The sequence below is a fragment of the Klebsiella sp. HMSC25G12 genome (genome assembly GCF_001807705.1).
Lineage (GTDB): Bacteria > Pseudomonadota > Gammaproteobacteria > Enterobacterales > Enterobacteriaceae > Klebsiella > Klebsiella variicola.
On record NZ_KV789904.1, the window covers coordinates 83,884 to 107,487 of the forward strand.

At 60.5% G+C, this 23,604-nt stretch carries 21 protein-coding genes and 1 riboswitch; of the genes, 7 read left to right on the top strand and 14 right to left on the bottom strand.

The window, feature by feature from the left end; genetic code table 11:
* Window positions 1-38: 38 nt before the first annotated feature.
* The 5 genes from HMPREF3096_RS17640 to dalD all read right to left on the bottom strand — a co-directional run bounded on the left by HMPREF3096_RS17640 (window position 39) and on the right by dalD (window position 6,390).
* Window positions 39-1,193 (bottom strand): mandelate racemase family protein, encoded by a 1,155-nt coding sequence (locus tag HMPREF3096_RS17640; protein ID WP_008804070.1) that lies wholly within the window; start codon window positions 1,191-1,193, stop codon window positions 39-41.
* Window positions 1,194-1,490: 297 nt separating this feature from the next.
* A complete protein-coding gene (locus HMPREF3096_RS17645; protein ID WP_064144559.1) occupies window positions 1,491-2,153 on the bottom strand; it encodes an HAD family hydrolase in 663 nt (220 codons plus the stop codon).
* Window positions 2,154-2,201: 48 nt separating this feature from the next.
* Complete coding sequence (gene dalT, locus HMPREF3096_RS17650) at window positions 2,202-3,479, bottom strand: D-arabinitol transporter (protein WP_008804068.1); 1,278 nt, start codon at window positions 3,477-3,479, stop codon at window positions 2,202-2,204.
* A 70-nt stretch (window positions 3,480-3,549) separates the two neighbouring features.
* Window positions 3,550-5,013 carry a xylulokinase gene (gene xylB / locus HMPREF3096_RS17655; RefSeq protein ID WP_022065384.1) on the bottom strand — a complete coding sequence of 488 codons (1,464 nt, stop codon included), beginning with the start codon at window positions 5,011-5,013 and terminating at the stop codon, window positions 3,550-3,552.
* 9 nt (window positions 5,014-5,022) lie between these two features.
* Window positions 5,023-6,390, bottom strand: coding sequence for a D-arabinitol 4-dehydrogenase (dalD, locus tag HMPREF3096_RS17660; RefSeq protein ID WP_008804066.1), 1,368 nt, complete (start codon window positions 6,388-6,390; stop codon window positions 5,023-5,025).
* Between the two features lie 206 nt (window positions 6,391-6,596).
* Here dalD and HMPREF3096_RS17665 point away from each other — a divergent pair, with 206 nt between their 5' ends.
* Window positions 6,597-7,538 (top strand): sugar-binding transcriptional regulator, encoded by a 942-nt coding sequence (locus HMPREF3096_RS17665; protein WP_008804065.1) that lies wholly within the window; start codon window positions 6,597-6,599, stop codon window positions 7,536-7,538.
* A gap of 81 nt (window positions 7,539-7,619) precedes the next feature.
* On the opposite strand, the gene fbaB is transcribed toward HMPREF3096_RS17665, so the two are convergent.
* From fbaB to thiM, 3 genes are all read right to left on the bottom strand, one after another.
* A complete protein-coding gene (gene fbaB, locus HMPREF3096_RS17670; RefSeq protein ID WP_004201578.1) occupies window positions 7,620-8,672 on the bottom strand; it encodes a class I fructose-bisphosphate aldolase in 1,053 nt (350 codons plus the stop codon).
* A 147-nt stretch (window positions 8,673-8,819) separates the two neighbouring features.
* Window positions 8,820-9,620, bottom strand: a complete 801-nt coding sequence (gene thiD / locus HMPREF3096_RS17675) for a bifunctional hydroxymethylpyrimidine kinase/phosphomethylpyrimidine kinase (RefSeq protein WP_008804064.1) — start codon at window positions 9,618-9,620, stop codon at window positions 8,820-8,822.
* The gene (thiM, locus tag HMPREF3096_RS17680) at window positions 9,617-10,390 is read right to left on the bottom strand and encodes a hydroxyethylthiazole kinase (RefSeq protein WP_064144560.1); all 774 of its coding nucleotides are present in this window, start codon (window positions 10,388-10,390) and stop codon (window positions 9,617-9,619) included. The genes thiD and thiM overlap by 4 nt, the downstream gene beginning before the upstream one ends.
* 34 nt (window positions 10,391-10,424) lie before the next feature.
* A riboswitch (TPP riboswitch) is annotated at window positions 10,425-10,522 on the bottom strand.
* A 184-nt stretch (window positions 10,523-10,706) separates the two neighbouring features.
* On the opposite strand from thiM, the gene HMPREF3096_RS17685 reads away from it, so the two are divergent.
* On the top strand, window positions 10,707-11,129 hold the full coding sequence (locus HMPREF3096_RS17685) for a universal stress protein (protein WP_070544535.1): 423 nt from the start codon (window positions 10,707-10,709) through the stop codon (window positions 11,127-11,129).
* Here the strand turns inward: HMPREF3096_RS17685 and HMPREF3096_RS17690 are convergent.
* Window positions 11,126-12,040 (bottom strand): LysR family transcriptional regulator, encoded by a 915-nt coding sequence (locus HMPREF3096_RS17690; RefSeq protein ID WP_074195595.1) that lies wholly within the window; start codon window positions 12,038-12,040, stop codon window positions 11,126-11,128. The genes HMPREF3096_RS17685 and HMPREF3096_RS17690 overlap by 4 nt on opposite strands.
* Before the next feature lie 120 nt (window positions 12,041-12,160).
* Here HMPREF3096_RS17690 and HMPREF3096_RS17695 point away from each other — a divergent pair, with 120 nt between their 5' ends.
* Together HMPREF3096_RS17695 and HMPREF3096_RS17700 are read left to right on the top strand one after the other, a co-directional pair.
* Window positions 12,161-13,972 carry an adenine deaminase gene (locus HMPREF3096_RS17695; RefSeq protein WP_070544536.1) on the top strand — a complete coding sequence of 604 codons (1,812 nt, stop codon included), beginning with the start codon at window positions 12,161-12,163 and terminating at the stop codon, window positions 13,970-13,972.
* A gap of 2 nt (window positions 13,973-13,974) precedes the next feature.
* Window positions 13,975-15,318, top strand: a complete 1,344-nt coding sequence (locus HMPREF3096_RS17700) for an NCS2 family permease (protein WP_060876443.1) — start codon at window positions 13,975-13,977, stop codon at window positions 15,316-15,318.
* Here HMPREF3096_RS17700 and HMPREF3096_RS17705 read toward each other — a convergent pair.
* Window positions 15,308-16,207, bottom strand: coding sequence for a LysR family transcriptional regulator (locus HMPREF3096_RS17705; RefSeq protein WP_008804056.1), 900 nt, complete (start codon window positions 16,205-16,207; stop codon window positions 15,308-15,310). The genes HMPREF3096_RS17700 and HMPREF3096_RS17705 overlap by 11 nt on opposite strands.
* A gap of 183 nt (window positions 16,208-16,390) precedes the next feature.
* On the opposite strand from HMPREF3096_RS17705, the gene HMPREF3096_RS17710 reads away from it, so the two are divergent.
* Window positions 16,391-16,708: an RcnB family protein gene (locus HMPREF3096_RS17710; RefSeq protein WP_064144561.1), complete on the top strand. Its 318-nt coding sequence runs from the start codon at window positions 16,391-16,393 to the stop codon at window positions 16,706-16,708.
* Complete coding sequence (locus tag HMPREF3096_RS17715; RefSeq protein ID WP_022064805.1) at window positions 16,683-17,144, top strand: GNAT family N-acetyltransferase; 462 nt, start codon at window positions 16,683-16,685, stop codon at window positions 17,142-17,144. Before HMPREF3096_RS17710 ends, HMPREF3096_RS17715 begins: the two co-directional genes overlap by 26 nt.
* On the opposite strand, the gene apbC is transcribed toward HMPREF3096_RS17715, so the two are convergent.
* A complete protein-coding gene (gene apbC / locus HMPREF3096_RS17720) occupies window positions 17,141-18,250 on the bottom strand; it encodes an iron-sulfur cluster carrier protein ApbC (protein ID WP_008804054.1) in 1,110 nt (369 codons plus the stop codon). The genes HMPREF3096_RS17715 and apbC overlap by 4 nt on opposite strands.
* A gap of 153 nt (window positions 18,251-18,403) precedes the next feature.
* On the opposite strand from apbC, the gene metG reads away from it, so the two are divergent.
* On the top strand, window positions 18,404-20,437 hold the full coding sequence (gene metG, locus HMPREF3096_RS17725) for a methionine--tRNA ligase (protein WP_002912753.1): 2,034 nt from the start codon (window positions 18,404-18,406) through the stop codon (window positions 20,435-20,437).
* A gap of 110 nt (window positions 20,438-20,547) precedes the next feature.
* Here metG and HMPREF3096_RS17730 read toward each other — a convergent pair whose 3' ends face one another.
* Genes HMPREF3096_RS17730 through HMPREF3096_RS17740 form a run of 3 tightly spaced genes read right to left on the bottom strand, consistent with a single transcriptional unit; the run spans window position 20,548 to window position 23,467 of the window.
* Window positions 20,548-21,018 carry a YehS family protein gene (locus HMPREF3096_RS17730; protein WP_008804053.1) on the bottom strand — a complete coding sequence of 157 codons (471 nt, stop codon included), beginning with the start codon at window positions 21,016-21,018 and terminating at the stop codon, window positions 20,548-20,550.
* Between the two features lie 47 nt (window positions 21,019-21,065).
* A complete protein-coding gene (btsR, locus tag HMPREF3096_RS17735) occupies window positions 21,066-21,785 on the bottom strand; it encodes a two-component system response regulator BtsR (RefSeq protein ID WP_008804052.1) in 720 nt (239 codons plus the stop codon).
* Entirely contained in the window at window positions 21,779-23,467 is a 1,689-nt protein-coding gene (locus HMPREF3096_RS17740; protein ID WP_002912760.1) for a sensor histidine kinase, read from the bottom strand. The genes btsR and HMPREF3096_RS17740 overlap by 7 nt, the downstream gene beginning before the upstream one ends.
* Window positions 23,468-23,604 lie beyond the last annotated feature (137 nt).

Below are 23,604 nucleotides of genomic sequence, written 5' to 3' on the forward strand. Positions count from 1 at the left end.
CGATAAGCGCAGCGCCATCGGGCATTTATTTTTTTAAATCAGTCGTGGCTAACGGTATTGGCTTCGATATACGCAAAATTAATGTCTTCGCCGAGGCCCGGACGTTGTGACAAATGCACAAATCCCTGATCATCCATCGGGTCGACAATGCTGTTGAGATAGGCCGCCGGTTCATCGTAGTCGAGGAACGGATGCAGCAGGCCGCGCTCATACCAACGGCAGTTACGGATCGCGCCGACCACCGCCAGGCTTGCCGCGCCGTTGCCGTGGACTTCGCAATCCATGCCGAAAGATTCCGCCAGCGCCGCCACCTTCATGGTCGGGGTAATGCCCCCCACGCCGTTAGCGCCGGCGCGCAGAATGTCGCAGGCTCCGGCTTTCACCCATTCGGCGCGCATGTGGTGCTTGCCGCCGAAGCTCTCCGGCCCGACGATGGGAATCGACAAGTTTTCCGCCAGCCACGCGTAGGAGGACATCGAATCCTCCTCCATCGGCTCTTCAAACCAGGCGAAATTGAGTTTTTCCAGCGCTTTGCCGATCCACAGCGCCTCGGCGCGGCTGTACCAGTGATAGCCATCAATCATCAGGTCAATATCCGGCCCTACCGCTTCGCGCACCGCCGCGCAGGCTTTAATATCCATTTTGGGATTGGGCGCAAAAGAGATTGGCGGCATCCAGGTGTGCAGTTTGATGGCCTTGTAGCCGCGGGCGACCAGCTTTTCGGCAAAGGCGGCATACTCTTCCGGGGTCGACAGGCCGCCCGGTAGATCGTCGCCGCACATGGTGCTACCGTAAGCCGGGACGGTGTCGCGATAGCCGCCAAGCAGCTTGTAGACCGGCATCCTGAGGCTGCGGCCAATCAGGTCCCACAGCGCTTGTTCAACAAACGACAGCGCGCGCTCCGTTAGCTGATGTGCGCTGCCGCGCTGCCAGTGGTTAAGATCCTGCCAGATACGCTCGCGGTTAAACGGGTCCTGCCCCACCAGCACTTTGCGAAAAAAAGTATTCACCACGAACGGGCGCACGACTTCCGGAGGCGCAAACGAAAAACCCTGCGCCCCATCATCAGCGGTGATGGTCAGCATCGCCATTTTGGCCATGCTTTCAGCCCCCGGATGGGAGTGCCCGGCGCTGTCGGAAACCCGACGAGTGGGATACTGGAAAACGGTGACATTCACAGATTCAATTTTCATGCTCAATCCTTATCACGGCCAAATCCGATCGACAGAGGTAAATCGGCAAATCGGTTTTACATTATTGAAAATACGTTTCAATATATAATCTAAGCACAATTACGTAGCAGTGCCTCGGACAAACACCGCTAAGCAAGGCCATAAATTTGGGCATTGGCACAACAAGACGTGACTGTTTTCACAAAAGATGAGCGAAATGTGAGGCGGATCGGCATGGAGAAAAAAGGGCGTGAGCGCAGAAAAGAGAGTGACCGACCGTGTACATCCCGGGATTTTCTGCGCTCACGAAAGCGTAAGTTATGCGACCGCCGCTGGCTCGGCGTTAAGCGCTTCCAGCAGTTCAGGTAAGGTTTGATAGCGGCCGACAGCGGCCTGATAGCGCCCCTGCCGGCTATCTTCGGCAACCACCGCCGTGGGAATACCGGCGGCCTGAGCCGCGCAAAAGCCGGTAAAGCTATCTTCAATCACCAGGCACTGGCTGGCGTTGAGATTGAGCTTGCGCAGCGTCGTCAGGTACACCGCCGGATGTGGCTTTCCACGTTCTTCATCATCTGCGCTGGAAACCACGTCGAAAAAGTGCCAGAGCGAGAGCTTGTTCAGCACAGCGGCAATAACCTGGCGGGATGATGACGTGGCGAGCGCAATTTGATAGCCCGCCTCGCGAAAATAGCGTAACGCCTCATGCACGCCGTGCATCGGCTCGCCTTCGGTGGCGATCAGGCCGGTAATACGCTGCAATATCGCGGCTTCAAGCCGCTGCGGGTCGAGATCAAGCTGAAAATAGCGGCACCAGGTGCCGGCGATTTCGTCGAGGCGTTTGCCTTTGGTGAGGGTTTCACACTCATCCACGCTCGCCGTTGCGCCCCACTGCGCGAGGGCGTCAATCTGCGCCTGGCGCCACAGCGCCTCGGAATCAATAATCACGCCATCCATGTCAAAAATAACCGCCTGCATACTCATTCGTTCACCTCATTAAGGCTGGCATGCGCTTCATGCCAGCCGCATCACCTAAGAGAATTCAACCTGCTCGCGGGCGGTTGCTTCCTTGTGGGAGAACCCCGGCTGCTCCACGCGGATAAAGGCGCAGAGGAAAAAGGCCACCACGTACAATGCGGTGTAGGCAATCACCACCCCGATGGTGCTGAAGAACGGCAGCAACACCACGGCAATCGCCGGCGCGAGAAAGTTCGACATCCCCGCCGACAGGTTATAGACCGAAATCGCCGCGCCTTTGTGCTTCGGCTCCAGCGCCGGGAACACGGCGGCCAGCGGCACGAAGGCGGCGACAAAGATCCCGAGGGCGATGGCGGGGATCAGCGCCATCGCAAAGCTATGGCCAAAGTGCTGAGGGATGTAGTAAAACGCCAGGCTGGAGAGCGCCATCCCGATGCAGCCGAACCAGCGCACCACCTTCATCCAGCCCAGTTTTTCCCCCAGGATCCCCCACAGCACGTTAGAGAAAATGGTGGTGAAGAAGAAGACTGCCCATACCTGGAGCCATTCTGAAGTGGTGAAGCCCAGCTCATCGACAAACATCATCGGCATAATGACCGCAAAACCGAACAGCGAGAGGGTATTGATAATCCTGACCATGCTCGACAGCAGAATATTGCGGTTGGTATAGAGCAGCGTCGCGGCGCGTCCCAGCTCGGAAAATTTCTGGCGAGTGGTGAGATTCTGCATATGCTGCGGCGTTTGAATATGGCGCAGGGAAGCCAGGGCAATCACACCTCCGGTGACGCAGAAGGCCAGCGCCAGCCATAAAGTCCCCAGTTCGCCAATGTGCGGAATGGTGAAGCTCGGAATATAGCTGCCGAACACGCCGATGCCGATGGAATAGACCGCCCAGAACCAACCGATGGCCGAGCTGGCATTGTCGCTTTTGACGTTATGGACAATCGCCACGATAAACGAGTAGAGGAACAGCGGATAGGCGAAGCCGCGGATGCCGTAGAAAATCAGGATCAGCGCATAGTTGGCGTGACCGAGGCCGAAAACGAGGAACAGCACGTGGAACACGCACCACAGTACGAAGCCAATCATCATCGTTTTCAGCGGGGTGATAATTTCCGCCACCACGCCGGAAATCCACGCCGACAGCGCGGCGGCCAGGCCGTAGAGGGTAAAGGCAAAGGAGGCCTCCGCCGGAGAGAAGCCGAGCGCTTTGATATAGTGCGACAGAAAGGCTAATTCAAAACCGTCGCCGGTCATAAATACGGCAATGGCGATGTATCCCCAGAGCAGGTTCAGGGGTAAACCGAGCCACTGTTTATTATTGATAGACATAATGACCTCGTTTTCAGGGTACAGGGTGGCCGCTCCGCGATGTGCAACGAAGCGGCTGTTATGATGAAAATCAGTGCTGCCGATAATTCAGGTCGTTTAAATACAGGTCTTTAAACTGCGCGTAGCGTTGCATCAGGGTGTGGTGGCGAACGGGATCCGCACGCCAGGTCTGCCAGACTTCCGGTTTTTCACACACCGCGGCAATCGGTTTGCCCGCCGCCAGGCAGGCCAGCCGCGCCGCGCCCAGCGCGCCGCCGGTCTCTCCCCCTTTATGGGTCACCACCGGCATAGCGAGAATGTCGGCCAGCAGCTGGGCCCAGAAAGGACTGCGGGCGCCGCCGCCCACCAGCGAGCACTGCGCGATGGGCGTACCGCTCTCTTTCAACGCCTGCAGGCCGTCGTTGATACCGAAGCTCACCCCTTCCAGCACCGCGTAGCCAAGCTGGGCGCGCAGGCTGGCGTGGGTCATGCCCCAGAACATGCCGCGCGCGTCAGGATCGTTATGCGGGGTACGTTCGCCGGAGAGATAGGGCAGGAAGAACGGGGCGTGGGCTTTCTCCTCCTCGCTGAGCTCGGCAATTTCCGCCAGCAGCGCCACCTCCGTGGTGCCGGTCAGGCGGCAGAACCACTGCAAACAGCTGGCGGCGCTCAGCATGACGCTCATCTGGTGCCACAGGTTCGGCAGCACGTGACAAAACGCATGTACCGCCGACTGCGGCGCCGGACGATAGGCGTCGGTCACCACAAACAGCACCCCGGAGGTGCCGAGCGAAATAAACGCATCCCCCGGCGAGACCGCGCCGACGCCAATGGCGCTAACCGCGTTATCCCCCCCGCCCCCGGCCACCACCACCGAGGCGTTCAGCCCCCAGCGCGCCGCCACCTGCGGATCAAGGGTGGCGGAAACCTCGCAGCCTTCGACCAGTGTCGGCATGTGGCTGCGCGACAGGCCGCACTTGTCCAGCAGAGCGTCGGACCAGTCGCGCTTCGCCACGTCCAGCCACAGCGTCCCGGCGGCGTCCGACATGTCGGAGACTTTCTTCCCGGTCATCCGATAGCGCAGATAATCCTTCGGCAGCAGCACCGTTGCGGTGCGCTGAAAGTGTTGCGGCTCATGACGGCGCACCCACAGCAGCTTCGGCGCGGTAAAGCCCGGCATCGCCAGGTTGCCCGCCACCTGATGCAGCTCCGGCGCCATCGCCTCCAGCTCGGCGCACTCTGCGGCGCAGCGGGTGTCGTTCCACAGAATGGCCGGACGGATCGTCTCCCCCTCTTCATCCAGCAACACCGCGCCGTGCATCTGTCCGGAGAGGCCAATCGCCTTGATGGCCGGCCAGTGCTGCGCGCATTTTTCCCGTAGCGTGCTCATCAGGTACTCCGTCGCCTCCCACCATAGCTCCGGCGCTTGTTCTGACCAGTGCGGATGGGGCCGCTGAATGCTCAGCGGCGCGCTATGGCTGGCGATAACCTCATAGTTCTCATCAATGACCAGCGCTTTGACTTCCGATGTGCCGAGATCGATACCCAGATACATAGCCACCTCTTATTTAATCAGCGTGTAAACGGCGGCGACTTTCTCGCGCATCAGCGCCAGAAAATCCGCGTTGTTGGCGAGGTCACCAAACAGGGCTTTATCGCGGGCATAGACAGCCACCGGATCCTGAGCCTCATACATCTCATGCACCGCCTGCGCATCCAGGATGCCGTCCTGGTACTGATAGGGCAGCGTTCCCTTATGCCACTGCTCCATAAAGACGAAGAACAGCGCCGGCAGCATGGCGGTCGCCTCAGGGCGGACGCCGCGCTGATAGCACTCCTGCAGCGTGGGGGCGATCATCGCCGGAATTTTCGAGAAGCCGTCGGCGGCGACGCGCTGGTTGGTGTCCTGGATATAGGGGTTGGTAAAGCGCTTAAGCACCACATCCCGGTAGGTGGGCAGATCAATGCCGTTATCGCCGAGGCAGGGAATGACATCCTCCGTGACGTAGCGGTCGGCAATGGCGTAGATAGCATCGGTCAGCGTGCTTTCATGAATATACTGCTGGCCAATTAAGGTTCCCGCCCAGGCAATGCAGCTGTGCGACGCGTTCAGAATGCGGATTTTCGCCTCTTCATACGGGATAACCGACTCGACCATCTCCACGCCGACCGCTTCCAGGTTCGGGCGGGCATCACGGAAGTGGTTCTCCACCACCCACTGGATAAAGGTCTCCCCCATCACCGGCGCTTTGTCATCAATCCCGGTTTGCGCTTTGATACGGGCCGGCAGATCGGCCGCTGGACGCGGGGTGATGCGGTCCACCATGGTGTTCGGACAGGTGGTATTGGCCGCCATCCAGTCAATCACCGCCTGTTTGCCGGTGAGCTGCAGGAACTCGACCATGCCGTCGTGGAAACGCTCGCCGTTGTGGCGCACGTTGTCGCAGTTGAGCAGGGTCAGCGGCCCGGCGTCGTCGGCCATGCGCTTCTCCAGGATCCGCGCGAGGGTGCCATAAATGGTTTTGCACTCGCCTTGCAGGTCGGCCTGCAGATCGGGGTTACTGGTTTCCAGCTGATGGCGGGTGTTCAGGTAGTACCCCCCTTCCGTCACAGTAAAGGCGATAACTTTGGTCTGCGGGTTCGCCCCTTCGTTAATCAGCGGCTGCAGCCCGGCCTGCCACGGCAGCAATTTCTGGATAGAAGTAATTTCTTCATAGTCGCGCTCCCCTTCCGGGCTGACGGTCTCCAGGACGTAACGTCCTCCCTGCGCCGCCAGCGCCTGCACCACCTGCTCGGCGTCGTTACGAATATTTCCTGCCGCGATGTGCCAGCGCTTATCCCCGGACGCTATCAGACGATGCAGATACCACGCCTGATGCGCGCGATGAAAAGAACCCAGACCGATATGAAGCCATGTGAATTGATTGTTCATGTTCTGTTCTCCTTGAGTTGATGGCGCCACTGTAATTGATCATTTGACCAAAATAAGAGCCACGGATCACAAAAGAACAATTACCCAATTAAATTACAAATGACCAGACAAGAGCAAAAGCTTGCCAGTTATGCCAACCACGGCGAGAATGCGGGTATTCGCCGGGCCAATTGCGAGCCCTGGTCAGCAACTTAGGGCGGGAAACCATGAGTAAAGAAGACGATATCCGGTTGGATCAGAAGGTGCGTGCCGCATGGATGTACTACATCGCCGGTCAGAATCAGAGCGAGATTGCCAGCCAGCTGGGCACCTCCAGACCGGTGGTGCAACGGCTTATCGCCGCGGCGAAAGAAGAAGGGATAGTGTCGATTAATTTGCACCATCCGGTAGCAAACTGCCTCGATTATGCGCAGTTGCTGCAGGAAAAGTATCGATTGATCGAGTGCAATGTGGTCCCCGCCTTTAGCGAAGAAAGCACCCTCGACAGCGTGTCGTTTGGCTGCTATCAGCTGATGGCTCGCTATCTGCAGGATGATAAGGAGAAAATCATCGGCCTGGGCTCGGGCCTGACCCTGAAAAAAGCGCTGCAGCGCATCGATTTTGACAGCCTGAATACCCGCTGCGTGGCGCTGATCAGCGCCATGAACGCCGACGGGCAGTGCAATTATTACGATGACGTGCCCCTGCTGCTGACCCGCAAAATTAAGGCCAAGTACTATCAGTGGCCGGCGCCGCGCTACGCCCAGAGCGCGGAGGAGCATGAGATGTGGTGCACCAACCGCTTATTCCGCAGCGTCTCCGGCGTCGCCCAAGAGGCGGACGTGATTTTTGTCGGCATTGGTCCCCTGGGCACGCAAAGTCCGATCTTTAAAGACGGGTTTATCAATCAGGCGCAAATGGATGAGCTGACCGCGCGCGGCGGCATCGGAGAGATCCTCGGACGGTTTATCGATGCGGAAGGCCACGTGGTAGACAGCGAGATCAACCGCATGATCACCAGCTATGATATCCGTCAGAACCACTGCCCGCGTATTGCCGCGGCCTGTGGAGAATACAAACGACCGGCGATCCTGGCGGCCCTTAAAGGCGGCTGGATCAATGGTCTGGTGACCGATGAACATACCGCCCGCTGGCTGCTGACGCGGTAACGGCGCGGCCTGAAGGCGCATAAAGAACGGTAACCCCGGTGCGCGTCGCGCCACCGGGGATCCCAACGATACTCGTGCTTATCAGGCGATAGTCACTTTCCCGTCAAGGTAGACGTCCTGCACGGCATTGATCAGCTTCACGCCGTCAGCCATCGATTTCTTAAACGCTTTGCGACCAAGGATCAGCCCCATACCGCCGGCGCGTTTATTGATCACCGCTGTGCGCACCGCGTCGGCAAGGTCGGTCTCCCCGCCCGCCGCGCCGCCGGAGTTAATCAGCCCGGCGCGGCCCATATAGCAGTTGGCCAGCTGGTAGCGCACCAGATCGATGGGGTTATCGCTGGTCAGTTTGCTGTACACCCGATCGTCGGTATAGCCGAAGTTAACCGCTTTGTAGCCGCCGTTATTCTCCGCCATTTTTTGCTTAACGATATCGGCGCCGATGGTGGCCGCCAGGTGGTTGGCCTGACCGGTCAGGTCCGCGGAGACATGATAGTCGACGCCATCTTTCTTGAACGCCGAATTGCGCAGATAGGCCCACAGCACGGTGACCAGGCCCAGCTCATGGGCCCGCTCAAAGGCGGCGGAAATCTCTTCTATCTGACGACGCGATTGTTCCGAGCCGAAATAGATCGTCGCTCCCACGGCCACCGCCCCCATATTGAACGCCTGCTCAACGCTGGCGTAGAGGGTCTGGTCGTATTCGGTGGGGTAGCTCAGCGTTTCGTTATGGTTGAGCTTCACCAGGAAAGGGATGCGATGCGCGTAGCGGCGCGACACCGAGGCCAGCACGCCGTAGGTCGACGCCACGCAGTTACAGCCGGCTTCGATCGCCAGCTCGACGATATTTTTCGGATCAAAGTACAGCGGGTTGGCGGCGAAGGAGGCGCCCGCCGAGTGCTCCACGCCCTGGTCAACCGGCAGAATGGAAAGGTAGCCGGTTCCCCCCAGGCGTCCGGTATTGTACAGGGTCTGCATATTGCGTAGCACCGCCGGTGGTCGGTTATTATCCACCATCACCCGATCAACATAATCTGCCCCAGGCAGATACAGCTGGTCGGCCGGAATGGTTATACAACGGTGCTGCAACAGGCTCTCGGCATCTTTGCCCAGCAACTGCGTAATATCAGTCATAGCAATCTCCCGTAAGGCCGGCCGAAGCCGGCATGCATTATCCCAACCCAATTTTTTTGGGCAGGTTAAGCCTGGTACCGACTTAGCCTATTTTCCAGCCGGGGGGCCATTTTTTCAGGAGATTCTGCTGTCCCGTTGCGCTGCCATTTACCACCAGGCGTGGAAATGGTGCACCGGCCCGATGCCGTGGCCCACTTCCAGAGAGTCGGCCTGCGCCAGGGCCGCCGACAGCCAGGCCTTCGCCTCGGCGACGGTGGCCGCCCAGTCCGCATGACGGGGGCGCAGCGCCGCCAGCGCGGCGGAGAGCGTGCAGCCGGTGCCGTGGGTATTTTTGGTCTGCACGCGAGGCGTGGTAAACCGCTGTTCCCCTTCGCGGGTGAAGAGCCAGTCCGGGCTTTCGGCGTCGTCGAGATGGCCGCCCTTCATTAATACCGCGCCGCAGCCCAGCGCCAGCAACGCCCGCCCCTGCTCCAGCATCTCGCGCTCGGTGCGCGCATGGGGGGCATCGAGTAGCGCGGCCGCTTCCGGCAGGTTCGGGGTGATCAATGACACCTGCGGCAACAATCGTTGACGCAGGGTCTCCACCGCCGAGGCCGACAGCAGCGGATCGCCGCTTTTCGCCAGCATGACGGTATCCAGCACCACGTTGGCCACCCGGTAGCGCGCCAGCCGCTCGGCCACGGCTTCCACAATATCGGTCTCCGCCAGCATGCCGATTTTGGTGGTATCGATACGCACATCGCTGAACACCGAGTCGAGCTGCGCGGCCACAAAATCCGGTTCAATGCGATAGACCGACTGCACGCCGCGGGTATTCTGCGCCACCAGGGCGGTGATCACCGAGCAGCCATAGGCCCCCAGCGCGGAGAAGGTTTTCAGATCGGCCTGGATACCGGCCCCACCGCTGGGATCGGTGCCGGCGATGGTCAGGGCGTTGATGCGTTTCATCCCTGCACCTCCTGATACAGCGCGTCGAGAAACGCCGGAATAAAGCTGCCAGGGCCTCCCTGACTGGCGGCGATCTCCCCGGCCTGCTTCATCAGCCCGCAGGCGGCGGCCACGTTTTCCAGCCGGTCTCCCGGCAGCGCCGCGCTCGCCGCCACCACCGCCGACAGCGCGCAGCCGGTGCCCACCACCCGGGTCATCAGCGGATTACCCCCCGCCACGCTGAGCACCCGCTCGCCGTCGGTGACGTAGTCCACCTCGCCAGTGACCGCCACCACGGTTGCCAGCCGACGAGCCAGCGCCTGGGCCGCCGGCAGCGCCGCGGCGGCCGTATCGGTGGTATCCACCCCGCGCCCGCCGGCGCTCATCCCGGCCAGCGCCAGAATTTCAGAGGCATTGCCGCGAATGGCCGCCGGCTGGAGGGCCAGCAGCTCGTGACAAAAGGCCGTGCGCACGGTCAGGGCGCCGACCGCCACCGGATCCAGCGTCCAGGGCTTTCCGGCCTGACGGGCGTGTTCCACCGCGACGCGCATTGCCACGGCGCGATCTTCGGTCAGGGTACCGACGTTAATTAACAGCGCATCGGCGATAGCGGCAAACTGCGCCGCTTCGCGGGGATCGATCACCATCGCCGGCGAGGCGCCGACGGCCAGCAGAACGTTGGCGGTAAAGGTCTGCACCACATCATTGGTCATGCAGTGCACAAGGGGGGAATGGGCGCGCAGCAGATGGCGCAGGTGCGCGACAGGCGCGGGATTCAGCAGCTCAGGCATGGTTTGCTCCCGCCAGACGAGGTAGAAGCAATGACCCTGCGGTCTCTGACTTCCCTACGCTGGCATTATCCAGATCAGGTGGTACGGGTATTTCTCAGCCTTCAACGAAGAAGGGCACCCCGAGTCAAAATAGTGAAATTGTTAAGCGTTGTGGAATTTACCGCAACTCACCGGTTCATACAACAAGCCTTTAGCCCTGCAACGACACCCGCGCGGCCATCATGCTCATCAAGCGACCGGGCGGGATTGCATTCCGCTGCTAGCGGGCGGAAAATGATGACATCATGCGCTATTTAGCCTACCGAGGATATACGCCATGGCCGTTTATCACCATGCGCTGGTACTGATTAACAGCAGTCAGGACGGCGTCCCGCTGCTCGAGCATGCCGCCAGAATGGCAGAAGAGAACGGCATGCGCATCACCATCGCCCACATCAGCACCGACTATCGGGCGCTGAACTATGTTTCCGACAGCCTGCGCGACGATCAGGTTTCACAGGAGGTGATCCAGGCCAAGGCCCTGCTCAACGAGCTGGCCTGCACTGTCTCCCTGCCGGTTGAAACCCTCTCGCTGGTGCCCACCCGCCGGTTTGAAGACGTGGAAACCTGCGTTCGGCAGCGGCAGATCGATTTAATTATTGCCGGGCACCATAACCGGCTGCTGGGCGTCCTCTCCTCACATTCGCTGGAGTACATCAATCACTTAACCGCAGACGTGCTGATCAAGCACCTGCCCTAGCGCAATTCTCCCTGCAGCAGGGAAAAACAGGCTTCGATAAGCGGCGGCAGCGCCTGCGGGCCGCGCATCAGGGCCACCGTACGGGTCAGCGCCGGCTGCTGCAACTGGGCGACCTGGAGCGCCGGGTCCTGCAGATGGGTGGTGTACAGCGCCGGCAGAATCGCCACCGCTAAGCGCGAGCGCACCAGGCCATACAGGGTTTCGATATAGTCCACCTGATAGCGGGTGGTCAGCGTCAGGCGATGGCTCTCCACTAATGCCGCCACCAGCCGTTGAATATTACCCTTCGAGAAGACGGCAATATCCCGCCCCACCAGCTGTTTCCACGGCAAGTGCGCCTGCGCGGCCAGCGGATCGTCACGGTGCAGCACCGCCACAAAGGGATCTTCGCGCAGCGGATAGACCAGCAGTTCAGCAGGCACTGAGCTGTCGATCGCCCCGATGCCGAAATCAATCTCGCCGCGCAGCAGCGCCTGGATAAGCGCATCGTTGGTCTGATCGTGAAATTCAATGCGCAGACGCGGAAAGGCCTGGGCCAGGGTCTGCGGCAGCAATGGGAACAGCAGCGAACTGACCGACGGCACCAGACCGATGCGCACTGTCCCGTCGCCGCCCGCCTCGACGATCTGCTGCATATCGAAAAAGGCCGCCTGCGCTACGCTGAGGATCCGCTGGGCGTGGGGTAAAATCGCCGCCCCCAGTTCAGTCAGGGTGACCGCCGAAGCGGTACGGTTGACCAGCTTGCCGCCGAGCACCGTTTCAATCTGCCGCAGCGCGCTGCTCAGCGCCGGCTGGCTAATCGCCAGCCGACTGGCGGTATCGGTAAAATGGCGCAGCTGGGCCAGAGTGACGAAATACTGAAGCTGTTTAAGAGAGAGCGCGGGCAGACGCTGCCAGGGTTCGTTCATTATCGGGTTCGCTACGGTGGTCCTGCACAATAACCCGAGCTTATCGGGTGATAAATTTATTCATCTGGGCAAACGTTTGCTGTGCCCATAGAGTATCCGCATTATCCTTGTGCCGGAGTGGTTATGTCCAGCAATGCTCAAGTCCGTCGTCGCGCCGTGCAGGCCGCGCGCGGCGAATCCCCGTTTGATCTGCTGCTGGTCGAGGCGCAGATCGTCGATATGGCCACGGGCGAAATTCGCCCCGCTGACGTCGGTATCGTCGGCGAGATGATCGCCAGCGTCCACCCGCGCGGCAGCCGCACCGACGCCCATGAAGTACGTTCCCTGGCCGGTGGCTACCTGTCCCCCGGCCTGATGGACACCCACGTACACCTCGAAAGCTCGCACCTGCCGCCGGAGCGCTACGCGGAAATCGTCCTCACCCAGGGCACCACCGCGGTGTTCTGGGATCCGCATGAGCTGGCCAACGTCCTCGGCGTCGAGGGCGTGCGCTACGCGGTTGACGCCAGCCGCCATCTGCCGCTGCAGGTGATGGTCGCCGCGCCGTCCAGCGTCCCCTCCACGCCAGGTCTCGAAATGTCCGGCGCCGATTTCGCCGGCGCGGAGATGGAGACCATGCTCGGCTGGCCGGAAGTACGCGGTGTGGCGGAAGTGATGGATATGCACGGCGTGCTGCACGGTAGCGAGCGGATGCAGGAGATTGTCCAGGCCGGTCTCAACAGCGGCAAACTGATTGAAGGCCACGCCCGCGGCCTGAGCGGCGCTGACCTGCAGGCCTACCTCGCCGCCGGCGTCACCTCCGATCATGAACTGACCTCGGCGGACGACGCGCTGGAAAAACTGCGCGCCGGTCTGACGATCGAGATCCGCGGCTCGCACCCCTATCTGCTGCCGGATATCGTCGCGGCGTTAAAAACGCTGCCGCACCTCTCCTCGCAAATCACCGTCTGCACCGATGACGTGCCGCCGGATATGCTGCTGGAGAAAGGCGGGATCATCGCCCTGCTTAACCTGCTGATCGAGCACGGTTTACCGGCGGTCGATGCGCTGCGATTCGCCACCCTCAACGCCGCTATTCGCCTGCAGCGCCACGATCTCGGGCTGATTGCCGCCGGGCGGCGCGCGGATCTGGTGGTGTTTGATTCCCTGGAGAAACTGGTGGCCCGTGAAGTCTACGTTGGGGGGGAACGGCTGGCCCATGCTGGCCGCCTGCGGAAGCCGATCGCCCCCGCGCCGGGCGTGACGCCGCCGCGCGATACTTTGCCGATCGCCCCCCTCCGCGCCGATGACTTTGTTCTGCGCGTCCAGGGCATTCGTCACGGCGTCGCCCGCCTGCGTCATATCCGCGGCGCGCGCTTCACCCAGTGGGGCGAAGTGGAAGTGCAGGTTCGTGACGGGAAAGTCCAGTTGCCCGCCGGTTTCAGTCTGATCTGGGTTAAGCACCGCCACGGCCGCCACCAGGCGACACCGCAAATCGCCCTGCTCGAAGGCTGGGGTGAGCTGCGCGGCGCCATCGCCACCAGCTACTCCCACGACTCGCACAATCTGGTGGTGCTCGGGCGCGACGCTGATGATATGGCGCTGGCGGCCAACCAGCTTATCGCCTCCGGCGGCGGGATGGCGCTGGCGCAACAGGGCGAGATCCTTGCCCATGTGGCAATGCCGATTGCCGGCATGCTGTCGGATCTCCCGGCCGCCGAGCTGGCGCGTCAGTTCCGCGAGCTGCGCGATCTGAGCAGCCAAGTCGCCGACTGGGAGCCACCGTACCGGGTGTTCAAGGCCATTGAAGGAACCTGCCTTGCCTGTAACGCCGGGCCGCATTTAACCGATTTGGGTCTGACCGACGGCGGCAGCCGTCAGATAGTCGACCCGTTGATAGCCTGCCGGGAGACCCCGGAGCCAACCGATCACAACAATAATCCTCAGGGAGCCTGAGCATGGCCGATAACACACTTCACTCATCCGCCCGCGCTAACTGGCTGGAGCGCCGCTTTGCGCTGCGCTCGCGCGGCGGTACGCTACGCACCGAATGCCTGGCCGGGATCACCGGCTTTCTCGCCGCCGCCTATTTACTGGTGGTCATCCCGGGGCTGCTGGCGATCGGCGGGATGGACAAAGGCGCCGCCACCACCGGCACCATTCTGGTCTTCGTCGTCGGCTCTCTGCTGATGGCGTTTTATGCCAACCTGCCGTTTATCGTCGGCCCGGGGATTGGCGGCTCGGTGCTGGTGGGAGTGACGCTGGCCGGTAGCGAAGGGATTGGCTGGCAGACTGGCCTCGGGATTGCCTGCTGGTCGGGGATCCTCTTCTTCCTGCTGACCCGCTTTGGCCTGCGCGAAGTGGTCACCCGCTCGGTACCGCAGTCGATCAAGCTTGGGCTCACCGCCTCCATCGGCCTGTTTGTCGCCGTCCTCGGCTTTCGCAATGCCGGGCTGGTGCTGGCCAATGCGAAAACCAACGCGCTGATGCTCGGCGACTTTCTCGCCCCCGGCGCGCTGGTGGCGCTGTGCGGCCTGTTCCTGGCGATAGCCCTGCAGGCGCGTAAGGTTCCGGGCGCGATTTTGTGGGCCATTCTGTGCGCCACGCTGGTGGGCATCCCCTTCGGCGTCACCCATCTGCCGACAAGTTTTATCGACGTTCCCCATTCGCTAACCCCGGTGCTGGGGCAGGTTGACCTGTTGGGGGCGTTAAACATCGCCTTCCTGCCGTTCCTGTTCGTCTTTTTCGCTTCTGAGTTTTTCTCCACCATGGGGACGACGCTGGCGGTGGGCGGCGAGGCGGGGCTGCTGGATGAAGAAGGCAACATGCCGCAGATTAATCGCCCGTTTATGGTCGATTCGATTGCCGCCGCGGTCGGCCCATGGGTGGGGATCCCGGCGGCGACGGCGCTGATTGAGTCTTCGGCGGCAGCGGAAGCCGGCGGCAAAACCGGCCTCACCGCCCTGTCGGCGGCGGTAATGTTCCTTCTGATGCTGCTGTTCACGCCGGTGGCGTTGATGATCCCGAAAGAAGCCACCGCCCCGGCGCTGATCCTGATTGGCCTCAACATGTTCAGCGGCCTGCGCAAAGTGGATCTTGGCAACTTCACCGACGGGCTGCCGGTGCTGATGATGGTGATGATCACCCTTATCGCCAACAGCTTCGGCACCGGGATTGCCGGCGGGCTGCTGTTTTACATTGTGATCAAGGCTATCGCCGGCAAGTGGCGGGAAATCCCGATTGGCCTGTGGGTGCTGGCTGTCCCGCTGGTGTATTACTTCGCGACCTTAGTCAGGCATTAAGCCCTTCACAATGTGATTTCACCTCTTCATATAACAAACGCACCGCGGCAGAGAGCTGTTTGCGGTGCGGACAAATCAGATTCAACGGCACCACATCCCCCTGATAACGCGGCAGCAGGCGCCGCAGGCGCCCCGCCCGCAGATCGTCGCTGACGTCGAGCATCGATTTATAGGCAATGCCCTCCCCGGCCACCGCCAGCCGACGGATCACCTCGGCGTCGTCGCTCATCACCGTGCCGGAGACCTTCTGCTGCTGAACCACACCGTCGAGGCTCAGCGACCAGCGGTCGAACGGACGGCCGCGCAAAATGTAGATCAACGCATTGTGCTGGCTGAGCTCCTCGAGGGTCTGCGGTTCGCCGTGGCGGGCGATCCACTCAGGCGAGGCCACCAGCACCCGACGATTTTCCGGCGCCACCGGCAGCGAGATAAACGAGGCATCGTCGTTATTACCATAGCGAAACGCGACGTCCACCGGATCTTTAAACACGTCGGTCAGCTGGTCGGAAAAGAGTAACCGCAAACGCAGCGCCGGGTGGCGTTGGCGGAAATCACGGAACAGGGTCAGGAGCAGGTTGCGCCCGAGGTCCGACGGCACAGCAATCTGCAACATGCCGCGAACTTCATCGTCCGGGGTCTGGATCTTCTGCAGACCGGCTTCAAGGGTATCGAGCATCTGGGTGGCGTAGGGCAGCCAGGTCTCCCCCTCCGGCGTCAGGCGCAGGCTGCGGGTCGAACGGGCAAACAGGCGAATATTGAGGATCGTCTCCAGACGCTTAATCGCCGCGCTGACCTGCGCCGGCTGTTGTCCGGCTTCGCGCGCCGCGTCGCTAAAACTGCCCAGTGCCGCGGCGCGGACAAATAAGGTCAGATCTTCCAGCCTGAACATGCCGATTCTCCCCTGCTTCAGATTGCTCCCAAAATACGCATCACCGTCGCTGCAACGCAAGCGGCACAAGACTTGTGCCGTGTTTTGCTTACACTTTTTAAAAATCCAGTGCTTGCCATTTCAGCAACGCATCAGGAATGATACGAGGCTGCTAATTTGAGTCCAGGTAATATTGAGGAAATTATGCGTAAAACAAAAATGATGCTTCTGGGCGTACTTCTTGCCACCGCTGGCGCCAGCTGGACGGCTACTGCCGCGGGGATCGATCAGTATGCGCTGAAAGAGTTCACTGCCGATTTCACCCAGTTTCACATCGGCGACACCGTTCCGGCGATGTACCTCACCCCGGAATACAACATCAAACAGTGGCAGCAGCGTAACCTGCCTGCACCGGACGTCGGCAGCCACTGGACCTACATGGGCGGTAACTACGTGCTGATCACCGATACCGAAGGCAAAATTCTCAAAGTGTACGATGGCGAGATCTTCTATCATCGCTGATCCGCGCAACCTCCACGTCCGCCCCGGCGAGCCAGCGGACTCTCCGGCGCTGCGCCAGATCTTCCTGCGGGCGCGCAGTTTATCGTGGACCTGGCTTCCCGCCGCGGCGTGGCGGCTGGAGGATTTCGATGCCGCCACCGCGGATGAACAACTGTGGGTCGCGGAATGCGACGGCCAGCCGGTGGGCTTTGCCGCCGTATGGACCGCCGATAATTTCCTTCACCATCTGTTTGTCGACCCCGACTGGCAGGGCAAACATATCGGCAGCGCGCTGCTGGCGCAGGTCGAACAGAGCTTTACCGCCAGCGGAACGCTGAAATGCCTGATGGAAAATAAAAACGCCCTGCGCTTCTACCAGCGTCATGGCTGGACCATCGAAGCACAGGGCGCGTCGCCCGAGGGCAGATACTGGCTGATGCGCTCGCCGCGGCCTTAAACGGCGCGGAAGGCAATCTCACCCGGGATCACTTCTCCCTGCCAGTACATCTGGGCCGCCACCCGGCCCGCCAGCTGGCGGTAGATGTCGGTAAATTCGCTGTCCGGACGCGCCACCACCGTCGGCGTGCCGTTATCCAGATCTTCCCGCAGCGTAATATGCAGCGGCAGCTGACCCAGCAGCTGGGTGTGGTATTTCTCGGCCAGTTTTTGCGCGCCGCCGGTGCCGAAGATAGGCTCGTGGTGCCCGCAGTTGCTGCAGATATGCATGCTCATGTTTTCCACGATCCCCAGCACCGGCACTTCCACTTTCTCGAACATCACGATGCCTTTTTTGGCGTCGATCAGCGCGATGTCCTGCGGCGTGGTGACCACCACCGCGCCGGTCACCGGAATGTTCTGCGCCAGGGTCAGCTGGATGTCGCCGGTGCCCGGCGGCATATCCAGCACCAGGTAATCAAGATCCGGCCACAGGGTCTCCTGCAGCATCTGCATCAGCGCCTTGCTGGCCATCGGACCACGCCAGACCATGGCGTTGTCGTCGGTCACCAGGTAGCCGATAGAGTTGGTGGCCAGGCCATACTTGATGATCGGCGCCATATGGGTGCCGTCCGGTGAGGTCGGGCGACTGTCTTCGGCGCCCAGCATGGTCGGAATCGACGGACCGTAGATATCGGCATCCAGAATGCCCACCTTCGCCCCTTCCGCCGCCAGGGCCAGCGCCAGGTTTACGGCAGTAGAAGATTTACCGACGCCGCCTTTGCCGGAGCTGATGGCGATAATGTTCTTCACGCCGTTGACTCCGGGCTGGTTTTTCACGCGCTTGAGGGTCGCGATGCTGTGGGTCAGCTTCCAGTCGATGGCCTTCGCGCCGGTGATGCGCAGCAGCTCGGCGCTGCACTGCTCTTTCAGCACTTCGAAGGCGCTGCTCCAGACGAACGGCATCTGCAGCTCAATATGAACGGTATCGTCCAGCCAGGCGACATGGTGCAGCGCCTTGAGGGCGGTGAGATTATGCTTCAGGGTTGGGTGCTGGAAATTGGCCAGCGTCCCGGCGACCATCGCACGTAGGCGCTCAGGGGATTTGGCCTGGGATTGCGAATTCATCCCGACTCCTTTGTTGTTTTGAGATGCTTTCAGTAATCACAGAGTTTATCACAGCTAACGATTATCCATATATGGGCAGCCATTTATGGCGCACCCACAGCCCTTTTGGTAATATCGGAAGCCCTTTTTACAACAGAAGATGTAATGCTCACTATGACTCAAGTCGCGAAGAAAATTCTGGTAACGTGCGCCCTGCCGTACGCCAACGGCTCCATCCACCTCGGCCACATGCTGGAGCACATCCAGGCTGATGTCTGGGTCCGTTACCAGCGAATGCGCGGCCACGAGGTCAACTTCATCTGCGCCGACGACGCCCACGGCACGCCGATCATGCTCAAAGCGCAGCAGCTCGGTATCACTCCGGAGCAGATGATTGGCGAAATGAGTCAGGAGCATCAGACCGATTTTGCCGGCTTCGACATCAGCTATGATAACTATCACTCGACGCACAGCGACGAGAACCGCGAGCTGTCAGAGCTTATCTACACCCGCCTGAAAGAGAACGGTTTTATTAAAAACCGCACCATCTCTCAGCTCTACGATCCGGAAAAAGGCATGTTCCTGCCGGACCGTTTTGTGAAAGGCACCTGTCCGAAGTGCAAATCTCCGGACCAGTATGGCGATAACTGCGAAGTGTGCGGCGCGACCTACAGCCCCACCGAACTTATCGACCCGAAATCGGTGGTCTCCGGCGCTACGCCGGTAATGCGTGACTCCGAGCACTTCTTCTTCGACCTGCCGTCGTTCAGCGAAATGCTGCAGGCGTGGACCCGCAGCGGCGCGCTGCAGGAGCAGGTAGCGAACAAAATGCAGGAGTGGTTCGAATCCGGCCTGCAGCAGTGGGACATCTCCCGCGATGCGCCGTACTTCGGCTTCGAAATTCCCAACGCGCCGGGCAAATATTTCTACGTCTGGCTGGACGCGCCGATCGGCTACATGGGCTCCTTCAAGAACCTGTGCGACAAGCGCGGCGACACCACCAGCTTCGACGAATACTGGAAGAAAGACTCCACGGCCGAGCTGTATCACTTTATCGGCAAGGACATTGTCTACTTCCACAGCCTGTTCTGGCCGGCAATGCTGGAAGGCAGCAACTTCCGTAAGCCGACTAACCTGTTCGTGCACGGCTACGTGACGGTTAACGGCGCGAAGATGTCCAAGTCGCGCGGGACCTTTATCAAGGCCAGCACCTGGTTAAATCATTTCGACGCTGACAGCCTGCGCTACTACTACACCGCCAAGCTCTCTTCGCGCATCGATGACATCGACCTGAACCTGGAAGATTTCGTGCAGCGCGTGAACGCCGACATCGTCAACAAGGTGGTTAACCTCGCCTCGCGCAACGCCGGCTTTATCAGCAAGCGTTTCGACGGCGTGCTGGCCGCTGAGCTGGCCGACCCGGCGCTGTATAAAACCTTCACCGACGCGGCGGAAAGCATCGGCGAAGCATGGGACAGCCGCGAGTTCGGTAAGGCAATCCGCGAAATCATGGCCCTCGCCGACGTGGCTAACCGCTACGTCGATGAGCAGGCGCCGTGGGTGGTGGCGAAACAGGAAGGCCGCGACGCCGACCTGCAGGCCATCTGCACCATGGGTCTGAACATGTTCCGCGTGCTGATGACCTGGCTGAAGCCGGTGCTGCCGCAGCTGGCGGCGCGTGCGGAAGCGTTCCTCAACAGCGAACTCAGCTGGGATGCCATTCAGCAGCCACTGCTGGCGCATAAGGTCAATCCGTTTAAAGCGCTGTATAACCGCATCGAGATGAAACAGGTGGAAGCGCTGGTGGAAGCCTCTAAAGAAGAGGTGAAAGCCACCGCGGCGCCGGTCACCGGTCCGCTGGCGGACGATCCGATTCAGGAGACCATCACCTTTGACGATTTCGCCAAAGTCGATCTGCGCGTGGCGCTGATTGAAAACGCGGAATTCGTCGAGGGCTCCGACAAGCTGCTGCGCCTGACGCTGGATCTCGGCGGCGAAAAACGTAACGTCTTCTCCGGCATCCGCTCCGCTTACCCGGATCCGCAGCCGCTGATTGGCCGCCTGACGGTGATGGTCGCCAACCTGGCGCCGCGGAAAATGCGCTTCGGCATCTCCGAGGGCATGGTGATGGCCGCCGGCCCTGGCGGGAAGGATATCTTCCTGTTAAGCCCTGACGACGGCGCGAAGCCGGGTCAGCAGGTGAAATAACAAAAAAGCCGGAGAGTATCTCCGGCTTTTTTTTGCCCGGCGGCACTACGCTTGCACGGGCCGACGGGTTTTGTCGGCCGGGTAAGGCGAAGCCGCCACCCGGCTAAACATCACGCCTTCGGGTGATGCACCCGGTGGGTCAACCCGCGCAGGAAGTTGCGCATAAACTGATCCCCGCACTCGCGGTAGTTTTTATGCTCCGGGGCGCGCATCATGGCGGTGATTTCCGGCACCGACACCCGGTATTTCTGCTCGCTCATGATCGCCTGGATATCGTCCGTTTTCAGCGAGAAGGCGATCCGCAGCTTTTTCAGCACCGTGTTGTTATTCACCCGACGCTCCAGCGCCAGCTCCGGCGCCGAATCATCTTTGCCGCGCTTGTCATAGATAAGGCCGTTGAGGAAACCCGACAGGATAATATCCGGGCAGCGGACAAAACCCTCTTCATCCTCTTTCGTCATCCAGGTATCGAAGCTGGCGGCGGTGGATTCCATATCGGCAAGCGCAAGAATGCGCACCATATCGTTATTATTGGCTTTCAGGGTGTAGCGCAGGCTACGAAGAATATCATTACTGAGCATGAGTGCCTTTTACTGTCGATGTTGCAATGGGGCGCAGTGTAGCAGTTTTACAGGCCAATCGCTTCTTTCAGGCTTTTTAAATAGCGCCGGCTCACCGGCACCGTTTGCCCGGCGCGCATCAGCAGCTCCGCCTGGCCGTTCTCTTCCAGGCGAATCTCCTTCAGGTGCGCCATATTCACCAGATACTGGCGATGGCAGCGCAGCAGCGGCGTGCGGCTCTCGAGGGTGCGCAGGGTCAGCTCGGTAAAGCCCTCTTTTCCCTCGCGATCGGTCACGTAGATGCCGCTCATCCGGCTGCTGACGAAGGCCACATCCTCCATCTGCAGCAGCCAGATACGGCTGTGGCCGGTACAGGGAATGTATTTCAGCGTCTGCCGGGCGTCATCCAGCAGCGACACGTCCTGCAGGCTGCGCTCCTGACGCAGGCGGGCCAGGGTTTTCTCCAGCCGCACGGCCTCAATCGGCTTGAGCAGATAGTCAAAAGCGTGCTCCTCAAAGGCTTTCACCGCGTACTCATCAAAAGCGGTGAGAAACACGATATAGGGGCGATGCTCCGGGTCGAGCATCCCGACCATCTCCAGACCGCTGATGCGCGGCATCTGGATGTCGAGAAACAGCACGTCAGGGCGCAGCTTATGTACTGCGCCAATCGCCTCCACCGCGTTGCCGCACTCGCCGACGATCTCGATATCGCGCTGAGTCTCCAGCAAAATACGCAGGTTTTCCCGCGCCAGCGGCTCATCATCGACGATCAATACTCTCAGCATGCATTCTCCTCCAGGGGCAGACGTAGGGTGACACGGGTAAAGCGCTCCGGCTCGCAGGTGACGCTGATGCCGCAGTCGGCGCCAAAACGCGCCCGCAGACGCCTGTCCACCAGATTCATCCCCAGCCCGCTGGCCTGGGGGTTGGCCCGGTACAGCCCGGCGTTATCTTCGATATCCAGCTGCAGCCAGCGATCGTCCTGGCTGGCGCGGATGGTAATTTCGCCGACGCCAAGATGTTGCGATGTACCATGCTTAATGGCGTTCTCCACGATCGGCTGCAGGGTGAAAGCGGGCAGCTGGTGATGCGCCAGCCCCTCGGGCACCGCCATCTGGATCTGCAGGTTAGCCTGGAAGCGAGCCTTCTCAATCTGCAGATAGGCGTTAACATGCTCGATCTCATCGGCAAGCGTGACAATTTCCGTCGGCCGTTTCAGGTTCTTACGAAAGAAGGTCGACAGATACTGCACCAGCTGGCCGGCCTGATCGCTGTCGCGGCGGATCACCGCCTTCAGCGTGTTAAGCGCGTTAAACAGGAAGTGCGGGTTGACCTGGGCGTGCAGGAGCTTGATTTCAGATTGCGTCAGCAGCGCCTTCTGCCGCTCGTACTGTCCGGCGAGGATCTGCGCCGACAGCAGCTGGGCAATCCCCTCCCCGAGGGTGCGGTTGATCGAACTGAACAGGCGATTTTTCGCCTCATACAGTTTAATGGTGCCTATCACCCGCTGGTTCTCACCGCGCAGGGGGATCACCAGCGTCGACCCCAGCTTACAGTGCGGATGAATCGAGCAGCGGTAAGGCACCTCGTTGCCATCGGCGTAGACCACCTCCCCGGTCTCAATCGCCCGTTGCGTATACGAGGAGGAGATAGGCTTGCCCGGCAGATGGTGATCGTCGCCGATGCCGGTAAACGCCAGCAGCTTGTCGCGATCGGTGATCGCCACCGCGCCGATATCCAGCTCCTGGATCAGCACCTGGGCCACCTTCATGCTGTTCTCTTCGTTGAATCCCTGACGCAGGATCCCCTCGGTCGAGGCCGCCACCTTCAGCGCCGTGGCGGAAAAGGCGGAGGTGTATTTCTCGAACATCGCCCGTTTATCCAGCAGAATGCGCATAAACAGCGCCGCACCGACGGTATTGGTGACCATCATCGGCGCAGCAATGCTCTGCACCAGATGCAGGGCGTCCTGGAACGGGCGGGCAATCAGCAGAATGATCATCATCTGCACCAGCTCGGCCACGAAGGTGATCGCCCCGGCGGTCAGCGGGCTAAAGACCTTGTCCGGCCGGCCGCGTTTGACCAGCACGCTGTGCACCAGCCCGCCCAGCAGCCCCTCAACGATGGTGGAGACCATGCAGCTTAAGGCGGTCATTCCCCCCAGCGAGTAGCGGTGCAGGCCGCCGGTCAGCCCCACCAGCCCGCCGACCACCGGGCCGCCGAGCAGGCCGCCCATCACGGCGCCGATGGCGCGGGTGTTGGCGATGGAGTCTTCGATATGCAGACCGAAATAGGTCCCCATAATGCAAAAAATGGAGAAGGTGACGTAGCACAGCAGCTTGTGCGGCAGGCGAACGGTGACTTGCATCAGGGGGATAAACAGCCGGGTTTTGCTCATCAACCACGCGATGACCAAAAATACGCACATCTGCTGAAGCAGCAGCAACACCAGATCAAACTCGTACATACCCGCAAACCACACATGCCTGAAAGCGCGTACCATACCCTGCCTGGCGAAAACTTTCTTTGAAGCCCTGCATAAAAATGAAAAATGACGGACAGGATCACACTTTTCCCGGTGCATTTGCTGAGCAAACGCGGCAA